This window comes from Mycobacterium marinum, assembly GCF_003391395.1.
Taxonomy (GTDB): Bacteria; Actinomycetota; Actinomycetes; order Mycobacteriales; family Mycobacteriaceae; genus Mycobacterium; species Mycobacterium marinum.
In genome coordinates, this window is record NZ_CP024190.1 from 4,796,371 (window position 1) to 4,819,432 (window position 23,062).

Consider the following 23,062-nt stretch of genomic DNA (forward strand, 5'->3'; position numbering starts at 1 on the left):
AATATCGCAAGAGCGTGACGGCTCTGCTGGTGGCCAATGTGGGCATTGTGGGGCATTGTGGGCAATGAGTGATCATCGCGACCGGCCCAGCAGCCGCCCCTGAGGTTGCCCGTCTGGCCCTTACCGCGCGCCCGCGCACCAATTTGACGGGGCCTCCGGTGACTGCCCGTATATCGGGCGAACCGAAACCATTCGAAGCCGCAATCGACGTCAGCAGCGCTCATTCATCGATGCGATCCCACGTTTGGTTTTAGGTAGCCACATCCAGGGCCGCTCGCACAATGCTGTCGGTGTCGATGCCGTGGTAGCGGTAGACGTCCTCGAGGGCCCCGGCCTGGCCGAATCCGGATACTCCCAACGCGGTCAAACGGACCTGCTGGATGTTGGTCAGGAAAGCAAGAGTGTGAGGGTGTCCGTCGAGGACGGTGACCATCGGTGTCGCACGGTCGGCGGGGAAGAGCTGATCCAGGATCCAGGTATCGGCGGATCTCCTGCCCTGACGCGCCTGCCACGCTTGAAACAGCAGGCCGGGGCTGGTGATGCAGAGCACGTCGGCCGGCACCCCGGCCCGATTGAGCCGGTCGGCCGCGGCAAGGGCCTCGGTGATCACCGCACCCATCGCCGCAATGGTCACTTTCGCGCCGTCTGGGCGCCGCAACGGATAGCCACCCGCAACCACCTGGCGGCGACGACGCTCGCGGGCGGCGGGGTCATCCGGTACGGCGGCCAGGGCCTGGTCCACAGGCCGAGTCGACAACCTCAGGTAGGCCGACGTTCCATCGGGTCTTCCGAGCCGGGCGAGGCTGGCCAGCAGGGTCCATTCGACATCGATCGCGAACGCTGGCTCATAGCTGATGCAGCCCGGTTGTTCGAGCCCGATCGATGGGGTCTTGATGGACTGGTGTGCACCGCCTTCGGCGGCCAGGCTGACCCCTGACGGAGTGCCGATGAGGATGGACTGGCCGCCCGCGTAGATCCCGAAAGACCATGGTTCGAGCGCCCTCTCGACGAATGGGTCGTAGAGCACCCCGATAGGGAAAAGAGTTTGTCCCCAACGACTCCACGTGGCGCCCAGTTCGCCGATCAGGCCAACCAGGTTCGTCTCGGCGATACCGAGTTCCATATGTTGCCCGCTGGGACGTTCGTTCCAGTGCATCAGAGTCTGGGCATCATCGGCGAACCAGTTGTGTCGCTCGCTCGCCGACCACACCCCGACCTTGTTCACCCATCCAGCCAGGTTGGTCGTCGAGCTGACGTCAGGACTGACCGTGACGACACGCTTCGCCGCGTCGGGTGCCTCGCGGATCAGGTCGAGCAGGACACGGCCGAGAGCGGCCTGGGTCGTTGCGGTGCCTTTGGGAGTACGACCGATGTCACTCGGGACGGTTGGGGATTTGGCGGCCGGAATCGGGTCGCGCCGTAGCCGCTCTGCGGTCTCGGCGCAGAGCCGCCCCATCGGGCCGTCAGGCGCGAAGCGTAGCCAAGGGCTATTGGGGTTCATTCCCAGTCGTGCTGCCAGAGCGGCGTATTCGTCATGGCTGAGCAGGGCGGAATGGTTCTGTGGATGGCCCTCTGTGGGTAGCCCGAAACCCTTGATCGTGTAGGCGATGATGACCGTGGGTCGGGTGTCATCGATCTGTTGGTATGCCTCGATCAGGGCTGCCAGGTCGTGACCACCCAAGTTGCGGATCGCCGCCGTGAGCGTCGCGTCATCGATGTCGGCGATCAACGCGGCGATTTCGCCGGAAAGTGGACCGTCACCGGGGAGTCGCTGGCGGATCTGCTCGGCATCGCAGCGCAGCAGACGTTGGTATTCCGCGTTTTCCATCGCAACGATGCGCCGGCGCAGCGCTTCCCCTCCGGGACGGCTGAACAGGGACCGGAGAAGTCGGCCAAAGTTGACTGTTATGACCTGCCAGCCTGCCGCGTCGAACATTGCCTCGAGTCGGTGCGCAGCGATGTTGGGTACCACTCGGTCCAAGGACTGGCGGTTGAGGTCGACGATCCAGACGACTTCGCCGAGTTCGGCGATCCCGGGATCCAGTATGGCCTCCCATACCGCACCCTCGTCGAGTTCGGCGTCGCCGACCAGAGAGTACTGCCGACCGTTGCCGCCGGCATCCAACTGGGCGTTGACGTAACGGCGCGCCACGGCCCCCCAGATCGGGGCGGTTGCCCCGATCCCGACTGACCCGGTCGAGTAGTCCACCGGATCCGGATCCTTGGACCGGCTCGGATAGGACTGCAGGCCACCGAACTCACGCAGCGTGGTCATGTGTTCTTCGTCCAGCGCGCCGAGCAGGTAGTTGATGCTGTGCAACACCGGTGAGGCGTGGGGCTTGACCGACACCCGATCCCCGGCCTGCAGTTGTTGAAACCACAGTGAAGTCATGATGGTCACCATTGACGCGCTCGAGGCCTGATGGCCGCCGACCTTCAATCCCGAGCTATCCGACCGCACCCGGTTGGCGTGATGGACCATCGACGTCGACAGCCACAGCACCCGCTCGGCGATGGCCTCGAGTGTGTCGACACTGACGATTCCACGACTGGTATCGACTGAGGTGGTCGAGTTCATGGTGCCCCACCTAGGAGATTGGCTTGTGCAGATGAATCAGCAAGTGCAACGGTCTCATATGATTTCGGCAAGTAGGTCGATGAAATCTGAGCAATATGCTCACATGGGATGTGTTACTTCGGCCTCAAGGAGGGCAATATGCCCAAGCGGGATCACCTCATCGATGACATCGATACGCAAATCCTGCACGCCCTGATCAAGGATCCGCGCGCGGCCGTAGTCGCGCTGGCGCACACTACGGGGTTGGCCCGCAACACGATTCACGCACGGTTGGCCAAGCTGGAAGCGGACGGCGTCCTTCAGTCTTTCGAGCGCCGCATCGATCCTGCCGCGCTTGGCTATTCGCTGACCGCCTTCATCATGGTGACCGTCACCCAACGCAAATTGGGCGAGATCGGCAATGCACTCGAGGGTGTGCCCGAGGTTCTCGAAGTCCACGGGCTCAGCGGTGTCACCGACTTGCTGGTCCACATCGTCGCCCGCAACGCCGAGGACCTTTACCGCATCGCAGGCCAGATCCTTGACATCGACGGCGTCGAGAAGACCACAACGGGGTTGGTGATGAGGCGTCTGGTCGACTATCGGCTCAGCCCGTTGCTGGCTTCCGCCCAGTCGACCGGCAAATGAACGTCGGCGACCAGAGCATCCGGCAGACGGCCTCGACTTGTTCGATGCTGTTGCACCGGACCAACTGAACATCGGGCGCATCGGCCGCGCGTCATCACCGGCAATGGCCCGGCACGCATCGCCGCACATCTGCCGGCGCATGCTGCTGATTCCGGCTGAAACTGTGCAACACTTGCACCGCAAGCGCCATTCTTGCACCAATCAGACAATTGAACGAGAACTCCAATCATTGAGCTCAAACGGAACTGCCCTCATTTCGATACTTGGCGTACGGTCCCGAGCTAGTCGGCGGACCGGAGGCTGGTGCGCCGATGAACTGCCCGCCGGTGGTGCCGTAGGCAGCGGGGCGACAGGAGGTCCTCGGATGGCAGGTGGACACCTGCGAAAGCAGATGCCGCTGCCGGTAATGATCGGCCTGGCGCTGCTGAGCGCGGCATTGTCGACGGCTCCGGCGGCGCACGCCGACAACAAGAGACTCAACGACGGTGTAGTGGCCAACGTCTACACCATCCAACACCAGGCCGGGTGCACCAGCGAGTTGCGAATTGATCCGCGCCTGCAATTGGCCGCCCAGTGGCATACCAACGATGTGCTGGGAAATCGTGCCCTAGACGGAGATATCGGATCGGATGGGTCGACACCGAGCGACCGGGCGGCGGCCGCCGGATTTCGCGGTGATGTCGCCGAAACGGTGGCAATCAACCCGGCCTTGGCAATCAGCGGTGTCGAGCTGATAAATCAGTGGTACAACAACCCCGACTACCTCGCGATCATGCGCGACTGCAAATACACCGCGATCGGGGTTTGGTCGGAGAACAGCCTGGACCGCACCGTGGTGGTGGCCGTCTACGGTTCACCCACGTGAGCGCCGCCAACCGGCTGGCTTGGCGGGTTCACAGCCCAACCGAGATCGGCCCCAGCTGCGTGCACACCTGTACCGGGGGGTTGCCCACCAGGGCGCAGCCGTTACCCGTCGCGATGTAAGTCAACCCCGCGCGCCACGGGCGAAAGTTCAACTCCGCCGCGGTCCAACCGGCTTCGGCGTGGCATTGCGTGCCCACGCCGTCGGCCCGAATGCAAGCAGTCACCCGCACCGGCTGGGCGTCGCCCGAACAGCTGGTCGCGACGATGCTGGAGGTGACCGCGGCTACCCCGGACGCGAGGGTGGTATGCCGTGGCGGGTCCAGGCGGTACGAGCAGGACGCCGCCGGCCCGGGTGTGGCAGGCGTTCGTGGTGGCGTGGCCCAGCTCAACGCCGAGGGCGCGGCTGCGCCAATCAGAACCGCGAACAACCCGGTCATGGCCGATCGTTTGAGCCAGGACCGCATGGCAGAAAGGCCGCTTTGCGGGCTGGCTCCCGATCGGGGTGTCGATGGCTGTGTGGGCATCGGATGCTCGTTTCCTCGCCACGCGGATTGCATCGCTGGACTCGCGCTAACCGCGACACCTCGATCAAACCACACGAAAAACACCAAGATGAGGTCCAAAGGCCATCGCTTTCTGACGTTCACAAGTGTTAACGTCAGCCACATTTACATCGCTGCGGTGTTCTCGGAGGGACGGTGCTCACCGAAGAAAGACAGCAGTCAATACCTGTCGTCAGCGGGCAGGCGGGCACTCGCTGATGGTTGCTCCTGTTGCCGTGGCCAAGCCGCTGCGGGCGTTTGGCGGCTTCTACTCGATGGCGCTCGACACGTTCGTGGCGATGGTCCATCCTCCGTTTGCGTGGCGCGAATACATTGCGCAGGCCTGGTTTGTGGCGCGGGTGTCACTGCTGCCGACGCTGATGTTGACCATCCCGTACACGGTGTTGTTGACCTTCATCGAGAACATCCTGTTGACCGAGATCGGTGCCGCGGACTTCTCCGGCACCGGGGCCGCGCTCGGCTCGGTGCGACAGATCGGACCGATTGTGACGGTCTTGGTGGTCGCCGGGGCCGGCGCTACCGCCATGTGCGCTGATCTGGGAGCCCGAACCATTCGCGAGGAGCTCGACGCACTTCGGGTGATGGGCGTCGACCCGATTCAAGCGCTGGTGGTGCCGCGGGTGTTGGCCGCAACCACTGTATCGCTGGCGCTGTCGGCCAGCGTGATTCTGGTCGGACTGTCCGGCGCCTACTTTTTCTGCGTCTTCATCCAGCACGTCTCACCAGGCGCGTTCGCGGCCGGCCTGACCCTGATCATCGGCACCACCGACGTGGTGATCGCGCTGGTCAAGGCGGCCCTGTTCGGGCTATCGGCCGGTTTGATCGCCTGCTACAAGGGCATCTCCGTCGGCGGTGGGCCGGCCGGTGTCGGTAACGCTGTGAACGAGACCGTCGTATTTACATTCATGGCGTTGTTCGCAATCAACATCGTCGCGACTGCGGTGGCGATCAAGGTGACGCTGTGACGGCCGTGGCCGCCGGCAGCCGCTGGCGCGGCGTGCGGCACAAGCTCGACGGCTGGGTCGCGGGATGGAATCAGATCGGGACCCAAACCAAGTTCTTTGGCCGCACGCTGCGCTCCATCCACTACATGCTGATCCACTACCGGGTCGAGTTGATCCGGCTCATCGCGCAGATGGGTTTGGGTGCGGGCGCTCTGATGGTCATCGGCGGGACGGTCGCGATCGTCGGCTTCCTCACGGTGACCACCGGGGCGTTGGTGGCGGTGCAGGGGTACAGCGATTTCTCCGAACTGGGCGTGGAGGCCCTGACCGGATTCGCTTCGGCCTTTTTCAACGTCCGGCTGATCGCACCGGCAACCACCGCCATCGCGCTGTCGGCCACCATCGGCGCGGGCGCCACGGCACAGCTCGGCGCCATGCGGATCAACGACGAGATCGACGCGCTCGAAGTGATGGGTATCCGCACCATCGCCTTCCTGGCCGCCAGCCGGGTGGTCGCCGGACTGCTGGTGGTGATCCCGTTGTATTGCGTCGGAGTGCTGGCGTCGTTCTGGGCCGCGCGATTCGGCACGACCGTTCTCTACAGTCAGGCGACCGGTGTCTATGACCACTACTTCAGGACGTTCCTGAACCCCACCGACCTGGTCTGGTCGTTCGTGCAATGCATCGCCCTGTCGCTGGTGATCATGCTCGTGCACACCTATTACGGCTATACCGCAAGGGGCGGGCCCGCGGGAGTGGGCGAGGCCGTCGGGCGCGCGGTGCGCACGTCGCTGATCTTCTCGGCGTTCGTGCTGGTGATGATCTCGCTGGCGGTGTACGGGCAATCCGGCAATTTCAACTTGGCGGGATAGCACCATGGATGACCGCAAGGAAGGCCTGCACCCCGCGTGGCACACGCTGATCCTGGTGCTGCTCTTCGTTGCGGCGATGTGGGTGACCTACGCACTTTTCATGGGCTCGCTGCGGTCGGTCGTTCCGGTCACGTTGACGTCCGAGCGCTCCGGCCTGGTGATGGAGACCAACGCCAAGGTCAAATTGCGCGGCGTGCAGGTCGGGCGGGTCGCTTCGATTGTCGGCGGCGGAAAGGGCGCGACACCGGTGGCCCTCACGCTCGAGATCGATTCCGACCAGATCCGCTACATCCCGGCGAATGTCCAAGCCGAGATTCGGGCCACCACCGTGTTCGGCGCCAAGTTCGTCGATTTGGTCTACCCCGAAGACCCCAGCCCGCAACGGTTGAAGGCCGGCCAGGTGCTCATGTCGCGCAATGTGACCAGCGAGGCCAACACCGTGTTCCAGAACCTGGTAGCGGTGCTGGATCAGATCGACCCGGCCAAGCTCAATGCCGCGCTTTCCGCGCTTGCTGAGGGCCTACGCGGTCAAGGTCCGCTCATCGGACAAGCGACCACCGATGCCAACCAGGTCCTGCTCGAGCTGAATCCGCGCTACGAAACCGTGACCGCCGACCTGCGGGCCGTCAAAGACTTCAACGAAACCTTCAGCGTTGCGGCGCAGGACATCCTGGACACGCTCAACGCGCTGAGCACGACCAGCACCACCATCACCAGCCACTCCACCCAGTTGGACGCACTGCTGCTGGCCACCATCGGACTCTCCAACACCGGTATCAGCCTGCTGGCACCCAATCAGGCGAACCTGATCAAAGCCATCAACGCACTCGAGCCCACGACGAACCTGCTCTACAAGTACAGCCCGGAGTACACCTGTCTGTTGGAGGGCGCAAAGTACTTGCTGGACCACGGGGGCTACGAAGCACCCGGCGGCAATGGGCGGTCACTGGTACTCGATGCGGCCCTGGCGCTCGGCGATGACCCCTACCGTTTTCCAGACAACCTGCCCATCATCGGCGCCAAGGGCGGGCCTGGCGGCAAACCGGGCTGCGGCTCGTTGCCGATCGTCGACAACAACTGGCCGGTGCGCAACCTCGTCACCAACACCGGCTTTGGCACGGGAATGGACTGGCGCCCCAACCCCGGCATCGGATTCCCGGGCTGGGCCAACTACTTCCCGGTCACCCGCGGAACGCCCGAACCACCGAGCATCCGCAACCTCTTCGGTGGGCCTGCGCCAGGACCGATCCCCTATCCGGGGGCGCCGCCCTACGGCGCGGAGCTGTACGCGCCAGACGGTACCCCGCTGTGGCCGGGGCTACCGCCGGCGCCGCCACCGGGCGCCCCCAGGGAATCGGGACCCACGCCGGGCTCCGAGCCCTTCGTGGTCCCCGCGCCCGCGCAGGCACAGCCCACCCCGCTGCCGCCGGCTCCACTGCCACAGGAGGTCGCTCCGTCACCGTGAACACCTGGTACCGACGTCCCCTCAGCCGGCCCTCGACCGACCTTTCGGCCGACCGCTGGGCCAACGAAGGTGACCGCGCATGAGAGCCCGGCTCATCCGTGATGCGATCCGACTGGGCACCTTCTTGCTGGTCTGCTTCTTGGGCGTCATCGGCTTGTTCGCGGTCTTCGGGCAGCTGCGCTTCGGCGAGAAAACCAGCACCTACAAAGCCGAGTTCAGCAATGTGACCGGACTGGAGCAAAACGACTTCGTGCGCATCGCCGGTGTCGAGGTCGGACAAGTCAAAAAGGTTGCGATTCAGCCCGACACAACGGCGCTGGTCGAGTTCACGGCCGATAGTTCGGTGGTGCTGACCCAGGGCAGCCGGGCCGTGATCCGCTATGACGACCTGATCGGTGGCCGATACCTGGCACTCGAGGAAGGCGCCGGCAGCCCCAAACAGCTCAAGCCCGGTGACACGATTCCCATGACACACACCTCGCCCGCCCTGGACTTGGATGCGTTGATTGGCGGGTTCCGTCCGCTGCTGAAGGCGCTGGATCCCGACCAGGTCAATGCCCTGTCCGGCCAGTTGATTCGGGCGCTGCAGGGCGAAGGCGCGACGATCAACTCGTTTCTTGCCCAGACCGCCGCGTTGACGACGACGCTGGCCGATCGCGATCAGCTGATCGGGGATGTCATCATCAATCTGAATGTCGTGTTGGGTTCGCTCGGCGACCAAAACAAGCAATTCGCCAAAGCGGTCGACGCACTCGCCGAACTCATGGAAGGCCTGCAGGCCCGCAAGGAAGACATCACCAAGGGCGTGGCTTACACCAATGCCGCCGCCTCGAGCATCGCGGACCTGTTGTCGCAGGCACGCCCGCCACTGGCCAAGACCGTCCAGGAGACGGATCGCGCATCGGCAATTGTCTTGGCAGACCACGAATACTTCGACAATCTGATCAACACGCTGCCAGATGCCTATCAAGCGCTGTCGCGCCAAGGCATCTACGGTGACTTCTTCAGTTTCTATCTCTGCGATGTCGTGCTCAAGCTCAACGGCAGGGGTGGCCAGCCGGTGTACGTCAAGGTCGCCGGTCAGCCCACCGGGAGGTGCGCACCGCGGTGAAATCCTTCGCTGAACGCAACCAGATCGTCGTCGGTGCAGTGGGATTGGCGATCACCATCGGCATCGTGGTCGGATCGCTGCAGTACGACAAGCTGCCGTTCTTCCAATCCGGCAAGCAGTACTCCGCCTACTTCGCTGATGCGGGTGGGCTGACAACCGGCGTGCGCGTGCAAGTTTCGGGATTCCGGGTGGGTGAGGTCTCGTCCATCGAGTTGGACGGACCGCGGGTGCTGGTCAAGTTCACTGTCGACAAGCACATCCGCCTCGGCGACCATACCGAGGCGGCGATCAAGACGCGGGGCCTGCTGGGCACGAAGATGCTCGAGGTCATCTCCCGCGGGGACGGCCAGCTGCAGGGCACGATTCCGCTCGACCGCACCCGGTCGCCGTACCAACTACCCGACGCGCTGGGTGACCTGGCCACCACGATCAGCGGCCTGAACACCAACCAGCTATCGGACTCGCTGCGGGTACTGGCGGACACCTTTTCCGACACCCCGCCACAACTACGCGTCGCGATCGAGGGAGTGGCACGCTTCTCGCAGACCCTCGACGAGCGCGACGCGCAGCTGCGCGGTCTGCTCACCAACGCCAACAAGGCCACGACCGTGCTGGCCGAGCGCAGCAACCAAGTCGTCAGCCTGATCGCCAACACCAACGCGCTGCTGGCCGAGCTGACAACCCAACGCGCCGCCCTGGATCACATCTCCGGCAACATCGCCGCACTCGGTCAACAACTGCATGGGTTGATCGCAGAGAACGAGGCCACGATGCGACCCGCGCTCGACAAACTCAACGGCGTACTGACCATCCTGGACAACCGCAAGGAACGGCTGCAGAAGGCGATCAAACTGCTCGACGACTACACGATGTCGCTGGGTGAATCGGTGTCCTCCGGCCCGTTCTTCAAGACCTACGTCGCCAACCTGGCGCCGGGACAATTCGTGCAGCCATTCATCGACGCGGCATTCTCCGACCTCGGCCTGGATCCCAATGTGCTGCTCCCGTCGCAACGCACCGACCCGCCGATCGGCCAGCCGGGCACACCGCCGCTGCCGTTGCCCTTCCCGCGGACGGGCCAAGGCGGCGAACCACATCTGAAGCTTCCCGACGCGATCACCGGCAACCCCGATGACCCGCGGTATCCCTACCGCGAGCCGCTGCCCGCCCCACCCCCGGGCGGGCCACCACCGGGGCCGCCCGCACCGGCGCCTCCCGAGTTGGCTTCCATCCCGCAGCCAACGCCGTCATCGGTATTGGTGCCCGCGCCGGGCGAGGTCTCAGCACCCCAGACCGCGGGGGCCGGACGATGATCCGGCGCACCAAGACCTGGCTGGCCGTGCTGTTGGTCGGACTATTGGCCGCTGGAGTGGTGGTGCTGCTGCGAACCACCGAAGTGGTCAACCGCACCAATGTCGTCGCGTACTTCGAGAACAGCAACGGCGTCTTCACCGGGGACGAAGTTCGCATCCTTGGTGTGCCCGTCGGCAAGATCACCTCGATCGAACCGCAGCCCGAGTCGGTCAAGGTCTCATTCTGGTACGACAGCAAGTACAAAGTGCCGGCGGACGCGAAAGCCGCGATCCTGTCGCCGACCCTGGTGACCTCACGCGCGATTCAGCTCACCCCCGCCTACACCGGCGGGCCCGCGATGGCCGACAACGCGGTCATTCCACGCCAACGCACCGCCGTTCCGGTCGAGTGGGACGACGTCCGTGCGCAATTGGCGAAGCTGACCAAGGAGTTGCAGCCGACCGAGCCCGGCGGCGTCAGCCCCCTCGGGTCGGTGATCAATACCGCGGCAGACAACCTCCGCGGCGAGGGCGCCAACATCCGCGACACCGTGATCAAGTTGTCTCAGGCCTTTTCGGCCCTCGGCGACCACAGCACGGACATCTTCTCTACCGTGAAGAATCTCGCGATTCTGGTGTCGGCGCTGCAGGACAGCACCAACTTGATGCGCCAGCTGAACCAGAACCTGGCGACGGTGACCGGCCTGCTGGCCAACGACCCGAACGAGGTCGCCAACGCCGTGCGCAACCTGGGCGACACGGTCGGTGAGGTGCAGCGATTTGTGGCCGACAATCGCGAAGCCCTGGGCACCACATCGGACAAGCTGGCGGGGGTCAGCCAGGCTTTGAACGATAGCCTCGACGACGTCAAACAGTTCCTGCACGTGGCGCCCAACACCTTGCAGAACTATGTGAACATCTGGCAGCCGGCCCAGGGCGCGGTGAGTGCCGTGCCGATGCTCAACAACTTCGCCAATCCGATTTCCTTCCTGTGCGGCGCCATTCAGGCCGCATCGCGACTGGGCTATGAACAGTCCGCGAAGCTATGCGTGCAATACCTGGCACCGATAATCAAGAACCGTCAGTACAACTTCCTGCCCTTTGGCCAGAACCTCTTCGTCGGCGCCAGTGCGCGACCCAATGAGCTGACCTACAGCGAAGACTGGCTACGCCCGGATTACATTCCACCGCAAGCCATTCCACCGCAAGCCATTCCGCCGCAGCAAGCACCGCCGGCCGCGGCGCCTCCGGCGCAAGCACCGCCGCCCGCCGTGGGCCCCCCGCTGCCGGCCGAAGCGCCCGCCACACCCGATCCGGCTGCCGGCCTTCGCGGGATCATGGTGCCCCAAGGGGTGGGCTCATGATGTGGGCCAGGTGGACCACGCGGATACGCATCGCGGCGGGAATCGCCGCCCTAGCGGTAGCCGTGTCGGGCTGCAGTGGCTGGCGCGGCCTGAACTCGCTTCCGCTGCCAGGTGTTCAGGGCGGCGGACCCGGCTCGTTCACCATCCAGGCTCAGATGCCCGACGTCGACAACATCGAGCCGAATTCGCGCGTCCGGGTGGGTGACGTCAATGTCGGTACCGTCACCAAGATCGAGCGCCAGGGCTGGCATGCGCTGGTCACGATGAAACTCAACGGCAATGTCGAGCTGCCGGCAAATGCCACCGCCACACTCGGTCAGACCAGCTTGCTGGGGTCGCTGCATATCGAGCTGGCACCGCCCACCGACGTGCCGCCTGAGGGCAACCTACGCGAGGGCTCGTTGATCCCGTTGTCCTCATCGAAGGCATATCCGAGCACCGAACAGGCACTCGCCGCAACGGCGATGCTGCTCAATGGCGGCGGGATCGGGGACATCTACGACATCACCGAAGCCCTGAGCACCGCCTTCACCGGACGCGAGAACGACTTGCGCAGCCTGATCGAGCAGCTCGACGAGGCCATCGGACACCTCGACGACCAAAAAGGCGACATCATCGCCGCTGCCGAGAGCCTGAACAACCTGATGGCTCAGCTCGCCGCACAAAGGCCGGTACTGGACAAGGCGTTGCGGACGATTCCGGATGCACTCGCCGTGCTCAAGAACGAGCGCGAGAACCTGGCCGATGCACTCACCCAGCTGGGCAGGTTCAGCGCGCTGGCCGCCGACTCGGTCAACCAGACCAAGGACGCGCTTGTGCAGGAGCTCAAAGATCTTGGGCCGACGCTGGAGTCACTGGCCAACGCGGGTCCGGCGCTAACGCGCGCGCTGAGCTTCCTACCCACCTACCCATTTCCCAAGGAGACGCTGACCAACTGGATGCGCGGCGACTACGCCAACCTGACCCTCATCATCGATATGACGTTGAGCCGTATCGACGCCGGATTCTTCACCGGAACGCGATGGGAAGGCGACTTGACCGAGCTCGAGCTGCAGTGGGGCCGCACCATCGGGCAGATGCCCAGCCCCTACACCGTGGGTAACCCGTTGATCGTTCCGTACCGATGGGACCAGGGGCCGTGACATGCGTCTGACTCGGCAGATATTCATCCAGATGGCGATCTTCGCCATCGTGGCCACCACCGCGCTGTTGATCATGGTCTTCGGGTACATGCGAGTGCCGGCCATGGTCGGCATCGGGCAGTACCGCGTGACCGTCGAGCTGCCCGAGGCAGGCGGCCTCTACCCGCGCGGCAACGTCACCTATCGCGGCGTCGAGGTCGGCACCGTCAAGAGCGTCCACTTGACCAACACGGGTGTGGCCGCGGTCCTGTCGCTGAACTCCGATGTCAAGATTCCCGCCGATGTGGAGGCCGAGGTGCACAGCGTTTCCTCGGTCGGCGAGCAGTACGTTCAGCTGCTTCCGCGTAGCGGCCAAGGTCCGTCGTTGAAGGACGGCGACGTGATCCCGAGTAGCCGCACCCGCGTTCCAACCGATATCAACACGATCCTGGACGAAACCAACCGCGGCCTGCAGGCGATCCCCCGCGAGAACCTGAAGACGGTTGTCGACGAGGCGGCCGTCGCCGTCGGCGGACTGGGGCCCGAGCTTCGGCGGTTGATCACCGGGGGCAGCAAGCTGGCCATCGACGCCCGCGCGAACCTGGACGAGCTGACCCTGTTGATCGACCAGTCCAAGCCGGTGTTGGACACCCAGACCGACACCGCGGGCGCCATCCGCTCGTGGGCGTCGAATCTGGCCAGCATCACCGACCAGCTGCAGCGCCAGGACTCGTCGTTGGCCGGGTTGCTGGATCAGGGTCCCGGGGCAGCCGATGAGGTGCGCGCGCTGTTCAACCGACTACGCCCCACACTGCCGATCGTGCTGGCCAACCTGGTCAGCGTCGGTGAGGTGGCCGTCGCCTACCACCCGAGTCTCGAGCAACTGCTGGTGCTGTTTCCTCAGGGAACTGCCGTAACGCAGGCCGTCGGCGTTGCCAAGCGCAACACCATCCAGGACTACAAGGGCGACTATCTGGTCTTCAACCTGAACCTGAACCTGCCGCCGCCGTGCACCACCGGCTTCCTGCCGGCCCAGCAGCAGCGGGTACCCACCTTCGAGGACTACCCGAACCGTGCGCCGGGTGACCTGTACTGCCGAGTGCCCCAGGATGCGCCTTTCAACGTCCGCGGCGCACGAAATCTGCCTTGCGTGACCGTGCCAGGAAAGCGCGCGCCGACGGCGAAGCTGTGCGAGAGCAACGAGGTCTACGTGCCGCTCAACGACGGCTACAACTGGAAGGGGGATCCGAACTCCACGCTGTCCGGGCAACCGATTCCGCAACTGCCCCCGGAGCCGCCGCTCGAACAGAGCGCCCCGCCGGGTCCGGCACCGCCAGCCCCGATTGCCGCCGCCGAGTACGACCCGGCAACCGGCACCTATATGGGCCCCGACGGACACCTGTACACGCAAGCTAATCTGGGCCAGACCGTCCCAGAGGAGCAAACATGGCAGACGATGTTGCTGCCCCCGAAGAAGTGAGTGATTCCACGACTCTCGAGGAGCAACCGGAGCCTGCCGAGGTCGTTGAGCCCGAAGGCGAATCCGGCCAAGCAGGCGTGCCCGAGGCCCAGCCGCGCGACGAAGACCAAGACGAGACCGCGGACGAGACTCAGGACGAGACCCAGGAAGACGCCGACGCGGATCCCGAGGCGGGCGAAGACGACGCGCAAGCCAGCGACGGCGAGCAGGAGTCGCCCAAGCCAGCGCCCTCAAAGGTGCGGCTGGCGATCGTGGTGGGGCTGGCCGCGGTGGTGGCCATGGCGGCGTTGGCGAGTTGGTTCGGGTTCCACGCCTACCAATCGCATCAGGCCGACCAACAGCGCAAGCTCTATGTTCAGGTCGCCAGACAGGGCGCGATCAACCTAACCACCATCGACTGGGAGCATGTCGACGCCGATATCGAGCGCATCCTCAACTCCGCCACCGGCACTTTCTACGACGACTTCCAACGCCGATCCAAGCCGTTCATCCAGGTCGTTCAACATTTCCAGTCGAAATCCGTGGGAACGATCACCGCCGCCGCACTGGAGTCGGAGTCCGACGACGCGGCACAGGTCCTGGTGGCGGTGAGCGTCAAGACGACGACGGCCGGAGCGCCCGAACAACGGCCTCGTGCGTGGCGCATGCGCATCACCGTGCAGCAGGTCGGCGACGAGGCCAAGGTGGCCAATGTGGAGTTCGTGCCGTAACCCGCTCAACGGGTGCGGCTCCGTCAGGGTGATGCCGCGAAGCTAGTGCATGCCCGAGGGGCGAACCGGCTGCACCCCGGTTAGCGCTGGCCCGAGGAAGCGCGCCGCCAACGCCATGAACGCCTCCGGATCGCCGGTGGCTTCGAACAATCGAGTGGCCGGCGGCGCATCGTGCGGGCGCAGTATGTCCCGCTCGGTCAGCACCCGCAGGACCTCCTTGGCGGTCTCCTCGGCGCTGGAGACCAGCGTGACGTTGTCCCCCATCACCAGTTGTATCAACCCGGACAGCAACGGATAGTGCGTGCAGCCGAGTACCAGGGTGTCGACCCCGGAGCGCTGTAGCGGCTCCAGATAGCCCTCCGCCAATCCCAGCACCTGACGACCGCTCGTCACGCCCCGCTCGACGAAATCGACGAACCGTGGGCAAGCCACCGCCGTGATCTCGGTGTCGCGCGCGGCGGCAAACGCATCCTGGTAGGCGTGCGAGGTGATGGTCGCGCGGGTGCCGATCACCCCGATGCGACCGTTGCGGGTGGTGGCCACTGCGCGGCGTACCGCCGGCAGGATCACTTCGACGACGGGCACGTCGTATCGCTCCCGGGCATCGCGCAGACACGCTGCCGATGCCGTGTTACAGGCAATCACCAGCGCCTTGACGCCCCGGCCGACCAGGTCGTCACCGATGGCCAGCGCATGTGCGCGAACCTCGGGGATGGTCAGCGGACCGTACGGGCCGTTGCCGGTATCGCCCACGTAGACGATGTCTTCGTCGGGCAGTTGGTCGATGATGGCCCGTGCGACCGTCAGTCCGCCGACGCCGGAATCAAAGATTCCGACGGGCGCCAGCGGCGAGCTCATGTTTTCGGGCTTGACGGCCGTTCACCGGCCTTTTTCAGCTCCCGAGCCTTGCGTTCCGGAGCGGACAAGAAATACGCCGCCACGACGCCGGCGAGCGCACCGCACAGATGGCCCTGCCAGGAGACGCCACCGCACACTCCCAGCCGCGGCAACGCGCCGAGCAGGATGCCGCCGTAGAAGAACAACACCGCCAGACCGATGATGATGTCCCACACCTTGCGGACGAACAATCCGAAGACCAACAGAAAAGCCAGCCAGCCGAAGATCAGACCCGAGGCACCGATGTGATCGGTGGGCCCGCAGCTGCTGCCGACGTTGCCGATCAGCCAAGTGCCAAACCCGCCGAGGATCCACACGATCGCGGTGGCCCAGACGAACCGGGCCAACCCGGCCAGCGTCATCAGAAAACCCAGCACCAGCAGCGGAACCGTGTTGGCCATCAGGTGCGCCCAGTTGGCGTGCAGCAGCGGCGCGAAGATGATCCCCCAGAGGCCATCGGTTTGCAGCGGTCTGATGCCGTTGAGGTCCAGGGAATGCCGAGTCAGCTGGTCGATCAATTCAACGAGATACAGCAGTGCGACAAAAGTCAGAATTGTCGCTCCGCCGGTCACCCAGCGCGGCCGCTCCTCGGGCTGCGTCGCTGGCGTGCGCGGATGTCTAGCCATACGCGCCGCTCCTCCTCGTCGCTTTGTGCCCTTGCAGAGCATTCCGGCCTCATCCAGGCTACCTGCATAGACCCAGGTGGACAGATACTCCCACCCACCGTCGGAGACCACGAAGGCAATGTCAGCGCGCTCGCCGTCGGTGACCGCGGTTACCGCGGCCTCGGCACCGACCGAGTAACGCGCGGTCAGTACATCGGGTTGTACAGTTCCGGCACGAATCCTCGCGGCATTGAGCTGAGGACACCGACCCGCAGCTGACCCGGCTCCATCCTCCGGATGTATAGCGGCAGGTAAGACGGAACAAGCATCGCAGGCTGGTACCGCCGCCCGACGATAAGGCGCAGGGCCGTGGACCCCGAGGTTGAGACAGACCACGAGGGGTTCGCTGAACTCGACGCTTCGGGAGCAGTCGTTTCCTGTGTCAGCCTCATAGGTGCATCGCTTCCTCGGCGGTCGCAGTCGCGGGATCAGCGGATCGGCCTGAATAGCCCCTCCAGGTGGCCTCGTTTTAAACTCCCGCGAGTGGGAACGGATAGAACTACAGGTCGTACTGATCAGCTGGGGGTTACGGCCAGTCAACGGCGAGGTCTTGGCGCTCAACTCACCCGCGGAGCAGCGCCGCCGGCACCAGGCCATCCATTCCAAGCCACGACGGCGGCGGTGAGTGGGATCGACTCAGCGATCGGAGCTACCGCGACGGCTTTAGCAACCCGAACTCAGGCTACGGCTGCTGCGGTTGCCGCAGCGGCCGCACGCTATGCCAACCAAGAGGCCAGCGCCGCAGACGAGATGGCCGCCGTGGCCCAGCTGAAGGTGGTGTAGATGCCGGCCACCCTGTCGCAAATCCGGGCATGGAGCACCGAACACCTCATCGATTCAGCCGGCTACTGGACCAAAACCGCCGACCAATGGGAAGACACATTCTTCCAAATACGAAACCAGTCTTATGCCCTTGACTGGGACGGCGCCGGGGGTGCCGCGCTACGGGAACGTACTAGTGCCGACCTGCCGCTTGTCAGCGCGAAAGCCGACGTGCTGCGTCAGGCAGCCGGGATCGCACGCGATGGCGCCAGCGGCATCAGTGCAGCTCAACGACGAGTACTCTATGCCATCGAGGACGCCCAGAACGTAGGATTCACTGTCGGAGAAGACTTGTCAGTCACCGACACACGTTCGAGTGGGACGGCCGCAGAGCAGGTCGCTCGACATGCTCAGGCACAAGCTTTCGCCGGGGATATCCGCTTGCGCGCAGAACAGCTCGACGCGGCAGAGGTCAAGGTTGCAGGCCAACTTTCCGCCACTAGGGCTGGTCTCAGTGGCATCGGCTTCGCCGAGAATCCGATCTTCAATCCTGTTGCGCACGCTCCGGCCAATCGCATCGGAATCCAGCCAGTCGACTTCAAACAAGACAGCGGCGCCCCGCCGCCGTTCGCGCCGTGGGACACCGCTGATGAAACACCGCCCCCGGGCAAAGGGCCCTTCAACCGAATGCTGCTGCCCAGCAGCACGCCGCCGCTTGAGCCCGATGATCCGCTCAACGACGCCCTGCGCCGGATTACCAACAGTCCGGCCCGACCGGCGGGACCACTCACCCAAGATCAGATCAAAGCCCTAGTCGATGCAGAAGTAAACGACAAGCTCAGCCAGGCCGAAAAGTTCTCGTTGCGCACACTGCTGTCAAAAACATTTGAGGGGTGCGGTGCAGGTGGCATCGCCGCCGGAGTCGGGGGGCTTATCACCGGCCCTCTGGAGCCCCTCGACATCGCGGGTGGGTGTGCGGCCGGCGCGATCGGTGATGGCGGCAAGTACCTGTTCGAGTACGGAGGCAAGTAGTCATATGCCCACAAAACCGCCGGTTCGAGCACGGGTTGCACGCCTGCTGGCTTTGGCGTTAGTCGCGGTCGGGGCAGGGATGTTCGCCAATGCCTTCGATACCCCTGATCTCGCGGCGCTGCTGTTGCCGGGCGGACTCATCGCGGCCGCAATGTTGATACTGATATTCATCCGAATTCGCTACGGCGCTATCCCGCCAAGCCTCGGTCTAAGTTCTAAGCAGGTCGCGCTGTTCATGGGTGTGTGCACCGTTGTGTTCATTGGGCTCGGCTGTGTGGGGATCGCGGCCCTAGTAAGTGAGCCCGCGACACCTCAAACGGTGCTTGTCACACTATTCTTTTTTGGTATCGCCACTGCCAGCCTCATCTACGCACGGCAAGAACTTCATCGGACGACAGCGGCGCCCGATCCCCGCGACGGTTGATTCCGTCATAGACAACTGGCGCCGCCGGTAGCGCGTCCGGGCATCCCACGGTGCGATCTTGGTGCTAGGCCCCTAACCGCACCTGTGGTGGTCCGGCTGGCCGTCCCACAGCTACGACAATCGCGGCAGACCAACCAGCGGCGTGTTGCCCAGGGCACACAGCAACGAGTCGTATCGCACCGTGGTCTGCGACTCATCCGCCCGCCACGGCCGGCAGGATGGTGACCGTGTCACCGTCGGCGATCGCGGTGTCCAAGCCGCCGGAGAACCGCACGTCCTCGTCATTGACGTAGATGTTCACGAACCGGTGCAACTTGCCGTTGTCGATCAGCCGCTCAGCGATACCCGAGTAGTTCGCTTCGAGGTCGTCGATGACCGCCCCCAGGGTGTCACCGCTGGCCGTGACGCGCTTTTGGCCACCGGTCTGCGGTCGCAGGATGGTCGGGATGGACACGGTGACGCTCATGACGGCCTCTCCAGGGACAGTTCAGTACCGCTCGACGACATTGACGGGTTCTTCGGTCACAGCACCAGCGATGATCCGATAGCTGCGCAATTCATCGCGGTCGGGATCGCGCGTGCAGACCAGAACATAATGCGCCTCCGGCTCGGCGGCCAGATCGATATCAGTGCGGCTCGGGTAGGCGTCGGTGGCCGTATGCGAGTGGTAGATCACAACCGGCACCTCGCCGGCGCCTTCCATCTCTTGCCACACCGCAAGCTGTTCGCCCGAGTCGAAACGGTAGAAGGTCGGCGAGCGCTCGGCGTTGGTCATCGGAATGTGCCGGTGGGGACGGTCGGATCCCTGCGGCCCGGCCAGCACTCCGCACGCCTCGTCGGGATGATCGCGGCGCGCATGGGCGAGGATCGCATCGACCAGGTCGGCACGGACCACCAACACCTCAGCGGCTTTCTGTTCCCGATGTTTGCAACGCTCCGGGCAACACATCGCGGTAGCTCGGTATTCCGGCAACGGACTCCGCGGCAATCACACCGACCAGCACCGCCTGGGCCAGGCAATCAGCCGCGGCGGCCCCCACCGCGGTGAGAAGCCCGGTCTCGGGAGACAACGCGGCGGGAATGGCGGGATCATGGGGTACCTGCACCGCACCGGTGGCCAGCGCGAAAACGGTGTCCCCGTCCAACGGTGTGTGCGCGGGACGAATCGTGCGGGCCAACCCGTCCTGGGCGGCGATCGCCACCCGCTGGCAACCCGCCGGACTCAGCGCGGCATCCGTGGCGACCACCGCAATGGTGGTGTTCAGCGGCCGATCTTGGGGCGCGTTTTGCGGATCCAGCGGAGAAGGCAGCCGGGCGAGCTCATCGAGCTGATCGGCCGGTGGCCGGGTGAGACCGAACTCGCCGGAAAGTTCCGCCATCCACGGCAGGCCGGTGGCCGGATCCACGACATTGCCGACGGAGTTCACCACCACCACGGCACCGACTGTCACACCGGAGGGCAGCTTGACCGACGCGGTCCCCACGCCACCTTTGAGGACGCCGGCGCGCGCCCCCACGCCCGCGCCAACTGTCCCGACCGCCAGCGACGCAGTGGCGCCCGGGTCCTGATCGCTGACCGCAGCGGCACAGGCCAAGTAGCCGAATTCGGCGGTGGGACGCTGCCCCCACCCGCCGACGGGCAGATCGAAAATTACTGCGCCCGGAACGATCGGCACCACACCGGTGCCCATCGCCACACCGCGCTGATGTTCCTCCAGCCAGCGCATGACACCGTCAGCGGCCGCCAGACCGTAGGCGCTGCCACCTGCCAATAGCACCGCGTCCACGAAGCGCACGCTGTTGACCGGGTCCAGTAGATCGGTCTCACGGGTTCCGGGCGCGCCACCGCGACAGTCGACCGCACCGACAGTGCCGGGCGGCGCCAGCACCACCGTGACACCCGATGCCCAACCGGCGCCGAGGGACGCGTCCGGATCCAGCCTTTGGTAATGCCCGACGCGGATGCCCCCGATGTCGGTGATGGAGCTCATCCAGCCGACTTCCCCATCAGGACCAGCACCAGATATTCCTGCAAAACGGTCAGCCACTGATAGACGTCGTAGTGGGCGACCAGCGGATGGTCGGCGGGCAAGCGCTCGGGTCCGCGGGGGCCAACTTCAAGCAGGACTCCCAGCGTCAAGCGCAGGTCGTTGACCGCGGCGACCCAGGCATTGGCGCCGTCTTCCGTCAGCTCGAAGCGGCCCCCCTTCTCCGGAACCGTGTCCAACAGCTGCTGCGCGGTAGCGCGTTTGGCGTCGATGATGTCGGGCTCATGCAAGCTGCGCAACGCGGCATTGAGTGTCTCGGAGCTGTCGAGGGTCATTGGGTCGGTCTCGCCGGGTTTGTAGAAATCCGGCAGCAGCCGGCGCAGCGTCGGATCGCCCGGGCGCTGCGCATGGCCGGTCCGGATGCCGGTGATCTCCTCGAGTTCATCCGACGGCGCGGTGGATTCACGCTCATCCAACAAGCCGATCATCGCGCCGACCAAGTTTTTGAGCAGGGTCGCTTCGTGCGGAGCTAAGGACGACCGAAACCGAGGACCGTTGCGGGTTTCAACGCGCTTCCATTTGCGCACAGTGGATCCGGATACCCTCGAATCTCACCGGTCCTGCTGCATCGTCGCCCACAAACCGGCGGCGTGCAGTTTGGACACGTCGACTTCCATGGCCTCTCGGCTACCCGCTGACACCACAGCCCTACCTTCGTTGTGTACCTGCAACATCAATTTGGTGGCATGCGGTTCGCTGTAACCGAACAACTTTTGGAACACATAGGTCACATATGTCATCAGGTTGACCGGATCGTCCCACACGATTGTCACCCACGGGCTAGCCGTGGCGTCTCTCGACGCGGACTCCTGCTGCCCGACCGAGCCGGGCTTAGCAGGAGCTGAGGCTACAACCATAGCCCTAGGATAGCGAGCCCCTCCCGTGGATACCGACTCCCCAACCGAACCGATACGGTGGCGGTGTGAACCACTCGGTCCTGGCTGGGCTGCTGACCGACAAGTACGAGATGACCATGCTGGCGGCCGCGCTGCGCGACGGCACCGCCGAGCGCCGGACGTCATGGGAGGTCTTCGCCCGTCGGCTGCCCGCCGGCCGCAGATATGGGTGGTGGCCGGGACCGGCCGCCTCCTGGAACTCTTGCCCCGGTTCGGCTTCGACGACCAAGCATGCGAGTTGCTGGCCCAATTCCTGGATCCAGACACCGTGGCTTACCTGCGCGACTTCCGGTTCAGCGGCGACATCGACGGCTATGCCGAAGGCGAGCTTTACTTCCCCGGGTCCCCCGTGCTCTCGGTACACGGCAGCTTCGCCGAATGCGTGCTGCTGGAGACTCTGGTGCTGTCGATCTTGAATCACGACTCAGCGATCGCCTCGGCCGCGGCCCGGATGGTCAGTGCCGCCGGCGATCGCCCCTTGATCGAAATGGGTTCGCGGCGCACCCATGAGTGCGCCGCGGTCGCTGCCGCCCGAGCCGCATACATTGCCGGGTGCACCGGCTCCTCCAATCTGGAAGCCCGGCAACTCTACGGCGTCCCCGCCGAGGGCACCGCCGCGCACGCGTTCACCATGGTGCATATCAACCAGGACCGCACACCGGCCTTGGCCGAGCTGGCCGCGTTCCGGGCCCAGATCGACGCGCTCGGGCCGGACACCACGCTGCTCGTCGATACCTATGACGTGACGACCGGGGTGGCCAACGCCGTGGCCGCCGCGGGTACGGCTCTGGGCGCGGTCCGCATCGACTCCGGCGAGCTGGGTGTACTCGCCCGGCAGGCGCGCCAGCAACTCGACGCCCTGGGGGCCACCGAAACCCAAATCATGGTCTCGGGCGATCTGGACGAGTTTTCCATCGCCGCGCTGCGCGCGGAGCCGGTCGATCGCTACGGCGTCGGCACCTCGCTGGTCACCGGCTCGGGCGCACCAACGGCGAGCATGGTTTACAAACTTGTTGAGGTCGAAGGCATTCCGGTGCAGAAGCGCAGCAGCCAGAAGGAATCCCGCGGTGGCCGCAAGGAGGCGCTGCGGCTGGCGCGACCGACGGGAACCGTCACCGAGGAGATCGTGCACCCGGCCGGTCGACCGCCGGCCAACACTGGGCTACACCGGGTGTTGACGACACCGCTGGTTCGCAACGGAAAGCCGATGGTCACCACCGATCCAGATACTCTCGCCGCAGCCCGAAAGCTGGTGGCGTCTGGGCTACGCAGCTTGCCTTGGGAGGGACTGAAATTGGCACCCGGCGAACCCGCCATCCCGACCCAGACCATCTCGGCCTGAGAGCC

22 protein-coding genes and 2 pseudogenes are annotated in these 23,062 nt (G+C 64.8%); 15 read left to right on the forward strand and 9 right to left on the reverse strand.

Going from position 1 to position 23,062, the window contains the following annotated elements; translation table 11 throughout:
- Positions 1–250: 250 nt before the first annotated feature.
- A complete protein-coding gene (locus tag CCUG20998_RS20020) occupies positions 251–2,578 on the reverse strand; it encodes a transketolase-like TK C-terminal-containing protein (protein ID WP_020730073.1) in 2,328 nt (775 codons plus the stop codon).
- 138 nt (positions 2,579–2,716) lie between these two features.
- On the opposite strand from CCUG20998_RS20020, the gene CCUG20998_RS20025 reads away from it, so the two are divergent.
- Positions 2,717–3,205: an Lrp/AsnC family transcriptional regulator gene (locus tag CCUG20998_RS20025; protein ID WP_012395638.1), complete on the forward strand. Its 489-nt coding sequence runs from the start codon at positions 2,717–2,719 to the stop codon at positions 3,203–3,205.
- A gap of 391 nt (positions 3,206–3,596) precedes the next feature.
- A pseudogene (locus CCUG20998_RS20030) lies at positions 3,597–4,064 on the forward strand (CAP domain-containing protein); the annotation flags it as partial.
- A 34-nt stretch (positions 4,065–4,098) separates the two neighbouring features.
- Here CCUG20998_RS20030 and CCUG20998_RS20035 read toward each other — a convergent pair.
- On the reverse strand, positions 4,099–4,506 hold the full coding sequence (locus CCUG20998_RS20035) for a hypothetical protein (RefSeq protein WP_020730071.1): 408 nt from the start codon (positions 4,504–4,506) through the stop codon (positions 4,099–4,101).
- A gap of 323 nt (positions 4,507–4,829) precedes the next feature.
- Between CCUG20998_RS20035 and CCUG20998_RS20040 the strand changes: the two genes are divergently transcribed.
- From CCUG20998_RS20040 to CCUG20998_RS20080, 9 genes are all read left to right on the forward strand, one after another.
- On the forward strand, positions 4,830–5,597 hold the full coding sequence (locus CCUG20998_RS20040; RefSeq protein WP_012395639.1) for an MlaE family ABC transporter permease: 768 nt from the start codon (positions 4,830–4,832) through the stop codon (positions 5,595–5,597).
- Positions 5,598–5,629: 32 nt separating this feature from the next.
- Entirely contained in the window at positions 5,630–6,448 is an 819-nt protein-coding gene (locus CCUG20998_RS20045; protein WP_085979920.1) for an ABC transporter permease, read from the forward strand.
- 4 nt (positions 6,449–6,452) lie between these two features.
- The gene (locus tag CCUG20998_RS20050; protein WP_020730069.1) at positions 6,453–7,913 is read left to right on the forward strand and encodes an MCE family protein; all 1,461 of its coding nucleotides are present in this window, start codon (positions 6,453–6,455) and stop codon (positions 7,911–7,913) included.
- A gap of 79 nt (positions 7,914–7,992) precedes the next feature.
- Positions 7,993–9,024, forward strand: a complete 1,032-nt coding sequence (locus CCUG20998_RS20055; RefSeq protein ID WP_015356675.1) for a virulence factor Mce family protein — start codon at positions 7,993–7,995, stop codon at positions 9,022–9,024.
- Positions 9,021–10,337, forward strand: a complete 1,317-nt coding sequence (locus CCUG20998_RS20060; protein ID WP_012395642.1) for an MCE family protein — start codon at positions 9,021–9,023, stop codon at positions 10,335–10,337. Before CCUG20998_RS20055 ends, CCUG20998_RS20060 begins: the two co-directional genes overlap by 4 nt.
- Entirely contained in the window at positions 10,334–11,680 is a 1,347-nt protein-coding gene (locus tag CCUG20998_RS20065) for an MCE family protein (RefSeq protein WP_020730068.1), read from the forward strand. Before CCUG20998_RS20060 ends, CCUG20998_RS20065 begins: the two co-directional genes overlap by 4 nt.
- Positions 11,677–12,822: a virulence factor Mce family protein gene (locus CCUG20998_RS20070; RefSeq protein ID WP_012395644.1), complete on the forward strand. Its 1,146-nt coding sequence runs from the start codon at positions 11,677–11,679 to the stop codon at positions 12,820–12,822. Before CCUG20998_RS20065 ends, CCUG20998_RS20070 begins: the two co-directional genes overlap by 4 nt.
- A 1-nt stretch (position 12,823) precedes the next feature.
- Positions 12,824–14,281: an MCE family protein gene (locus CCUG20998_RS20075; protein ID WP_020730066.1), complete on the forward strand. Its 1,458-nt coding sequence runs from the start codon at positions 12,824–12,826 to the stop codon at positions 14,279–14,281.
- Positions 14,248–14,991: a hypothetical protein gene (locus tag CCUG20998_RS20080; RefSeq protein WP_020730065.1), complete on the forward strand. Its 744-nt coding sequence runs from the start codon at positions 14,248–14,250 to the stop codon at positions 14,989–14,991. Before CCUG20998_RS20075 ends, CCUG20998_RS20080 begins: the two co-directional genes overlap by 34 nt.
- A 42-nt stretch (positions 14,992–15,033) precedes the next feature.
- Here CCUG20998_RS20080 and murI read toward each other — a convergent pair whose 3' ends face one another.
- The gene (gene murI, locus CCUG20998_RS20085; protein ID WP_011741600.1) at positions 15,034–15,849 is read right to left on the reverse strand and encodes a glutamate racemase; all 816 of its coding nucleotides are present in this window, start codon (positions 15,847–15,849) and stop codon (positions 15,034–15,036) included.
- Complete coding sequence (locus CCUG20998_RS20090; RefSeq protein WP_085979921.1) at positions 15,846–16,556, reverse strand: rhomboid family intramembrane serine protease; 711 nt, start codon at positions 16,554–16,556, stop codon at positions 15,846–15,848. Before CCUG20998_RS20090 ends, murI begins: the two co-directional genes overlap by 4 nt.
- 618 nt (positions 16,557–17,174) lie before the next feature.
- Between CCUG20998_RS20090 and CCUG20998_RS29355 the strand changes: the two genes are divergently transcribed.
- From CCUG20998_RS29355 to CCUG20998_RS20105, 3 genes are read left to right on the forward strand one after another with little or no spacing between them, the layout of a single operon-like run.
- Complete coding sequence (locus tag CCUG20998_RS29355; RefSeq protein ID WP_020730063.1) at positions 17,175–17,336, forward strand: hypothetical protein; 162 nt, start codon at positions 17,175–17,177, stop codon at positions 17,334–17,336.
- Entirely contained in the window at positions 17,337–18,347 is a 1,011-nt protein-coding gene (locus CCUG20998_RS20100) for a hypothetical protein (RefSeq protein WP_020730062.1), read from the forward strand.
- Between the two features lie 4 nt (positions 18,348–18,351).
- Positions 18,352–18,771, forward strand: a complete 420-nt coding sequence (locus CCUG20998_RS20105) for a hypothetical protein (protein WP_012395649.1) — start codon at positions 18,352–18,354, stop codon at positions 18,769–18,771.
- A gap of 193 nt (positions 18,772–18,964) precedes the next feature.
- Here the strand turns inward: CCUG20998_RS20105 and CCUG20998_RS20110 are convergent, their stop codons facing one another.
- From CCUG20998_RS20110 to clpS, 5 genes are read right to left on the reverse strand one after another with little or no spacing between them, the layout of a single operon-like run.
- On the reverse strand, positions 18,965–19,237 hold the full coding sequence (locus tag CCUG20998_RS20110; protein ID WP_012395650.1) for a MoaD/ThiS family protein: 273 nt from the start codon (positions 19,235–19,237) through the stop codon (positions 18,965–18,967).
- Between the two features lie 21 nt (positions 19,238–19,258).
- A complete protein-coding gene (locus CCUG20998_RS20115; protein WP_099052658.1) occupies positions 19,259–19,720 on the reverse strand; it encodes a M67 family metallopeptidase in 462 nt (153 codons plus the stop codon).
- Positions 19,674–20,762 carry a P1 family peptidase gene (locus CCUG20998_RS20120; protein WP_020730059.1) on the reverse strand — a complete coding sequence of 363 codons (1,089 nt, stop codon included), beginning with the start codon at positions 20,760–20,762 and terminating at the stop codon, positions 19,674–19,676. Before CCUG20998_RS20120 ends, CCUG20998_RS20115 begins: the two co-directional genes overlap by 47 nt.
- Entirely contained in the window at positions 20,759–21,346 is a 588-nt protein-coding gene (gene aosR, locus CCUG20998_RS20125; protein WP_036456212.1) for an oxidative stress transcriptional regulator AosR, read from the reverse strand. Before aosR ends, CCUG20998_RS20120 begins: the two co-directional genes overlap by 4 nt.
- Positions 21,347–21,370: 24 nt before the next feature.
- Positions 21,371–21,676, reverse strand: a complete 306-nt coding sequence (gene clpS / locus CCUG20998_RS20130) for an ATP-dependent Clp protease adapter ClpS (RefSeq protein ID WP_012395653.1) — start codon at positions 21,674–21,676, stop codon at positions 21,371–21,373.
- A gap of 110 nt (positions 21,677–21,786) precedes the next feature.
- Between clpS and CCUG20998_RS20135 the strand changes: the two are divergent.
- Positions 21,787–23,057 (forward strand): annotated as a pseudogene (locus CCUG20998_RS20135) (nicotinate phosphoribosyltransferase).
- The last annotated feature ends 5 nt before the right edge of the window (positions 23,058–23,062 follow it).

Bases quoted from the DNA above. Each gene is read 5' to 3' on its own strand.
- CCUG20998_RS20035 (WP_020730071.1), bottom strand. From the start codon at position 4,506: ATGACCGGGTTGTTCGCGGTTCTGATTGGCGCAGCCGCGCCCTCGGCG.
- CCUG20998_RS20025 (WP_012395638.1), top strand. From the start codon at position 2,717: ATGCCCAAGCGGGATCACCTCATCGATGACATCGATACGCAAATCCTG.
- CCUG20998_RS20115 (WP_099052658.1), bottom strand. From the start codon at position 19,720: ATGTGTTGCCCGGAGCGTTGCAAACATCGGGAACAGAAAGCCGCTGAG.
- CCUG20998_RS20055 (WP_015356675.1), top strand. From the start codon at position 7,993: ATGAGAGCCCGGCTCATCCGTGATGCGATCCGACTGGGCACCTTCTTG.
- CCUG20998_RS20105 (WP_012395649.1), top strand. From the start codon at position 18,352: ATGCCCACAAAACCGCCGGTTCGAGCACGGGTTGCACGCCTGCTGGCT.
- CCUG20998_RS20100 (WP_020730062.1), top strand. From the start codon at position 17,337: ATGCCGGCCACCCTGTCGCAAATCCGGGCATGGAGCACCGAACACCTC.
- CCUG20998_RS20090 (WP_085979921.1), bottom strand. From the start codon at position 16,556: ATGCTCTGCAAGGGCACAAAGCGACGAGGAGGAGCGGCGCGTATGGCT.
- CCUG20998_RS20075 (WP_020730066.1), top strand. From the start codon at position 12,824: ATGCGTCTGACTCGGCAGATATTCATCCAGATGGCGATCTTCGCCATC.
- CCUG20998_RS20050 (WP_020730069.1), top strand. From the start codon at position 6,453: ATGGATGACCGCAAGGAAGGCCTGCACCCCGCGTGGCACACGCTGATC.
- CCUG20998_RS20080 (WP_020730065.1), top strand. From the start codon at position 14,248: ATGGCAGACGATGTTGCTGCCCCCGAAGAAGTGAGTGATTCCACGACT.
- CCUG20998_RS20120 (WP_020730059.1), bottom strand. From the start codon at position 20,762: ATGAGCTCCATCACCGACATCGGGGGCATCCGCGTCGGGCATTACCAA.
- CCUG20998_RS20070 (WP_012395644.1), top strand. From the start codon at position 11,677: ATGATGTGGGCCAGGTGGACCACGCGGATACGCATCGCGGCGGGAATC.
- CCUG20998_RS20110 (WP_012395650.1), bottom strand. From the start codon at position 19,237: ATGAGCGTCACCGTGTCCATCCCGACCATCCTGCGACCGCAGACCGGT.
- clpS (WP_012395653.1), bottom strand. From the start codon at position 21,676: ATGGTTGTAGCCTCAGCTCCTGCTAAGCCCGGCTCGGTCGGGCAGCAG.
- CCUG20998_RS20040 (WP_012395639.1), top strand. From the start codon at position 4,830: ATGGTTGCTCCTGTTGCCGTGGCCAAGCCGCTGCGGGCGTTTGGCGGC.
- CCUG20998_RS20065 (WP_020730068.1), top strand. From the start codon at position 10,334: ATGATCCGGCGCACCAAGACCTGGCTGGCCGTGCTGTTGGTCGGACTA.
- CCUG20998_RS20020 (WP_020730073.1), bottom strand. From the start codon at position 2,578: ATGAACTCGACCACCTCAGTCGATACCAGTCGTGGAATCGTCAGTGTC.
- murI (WP_011741600.1), bottom strand. From the start codon at position 15,849: ATGAGCTCGCCGCTGGCGCCCGTCGGAATCTTTGATTCCGGCGTCGGC.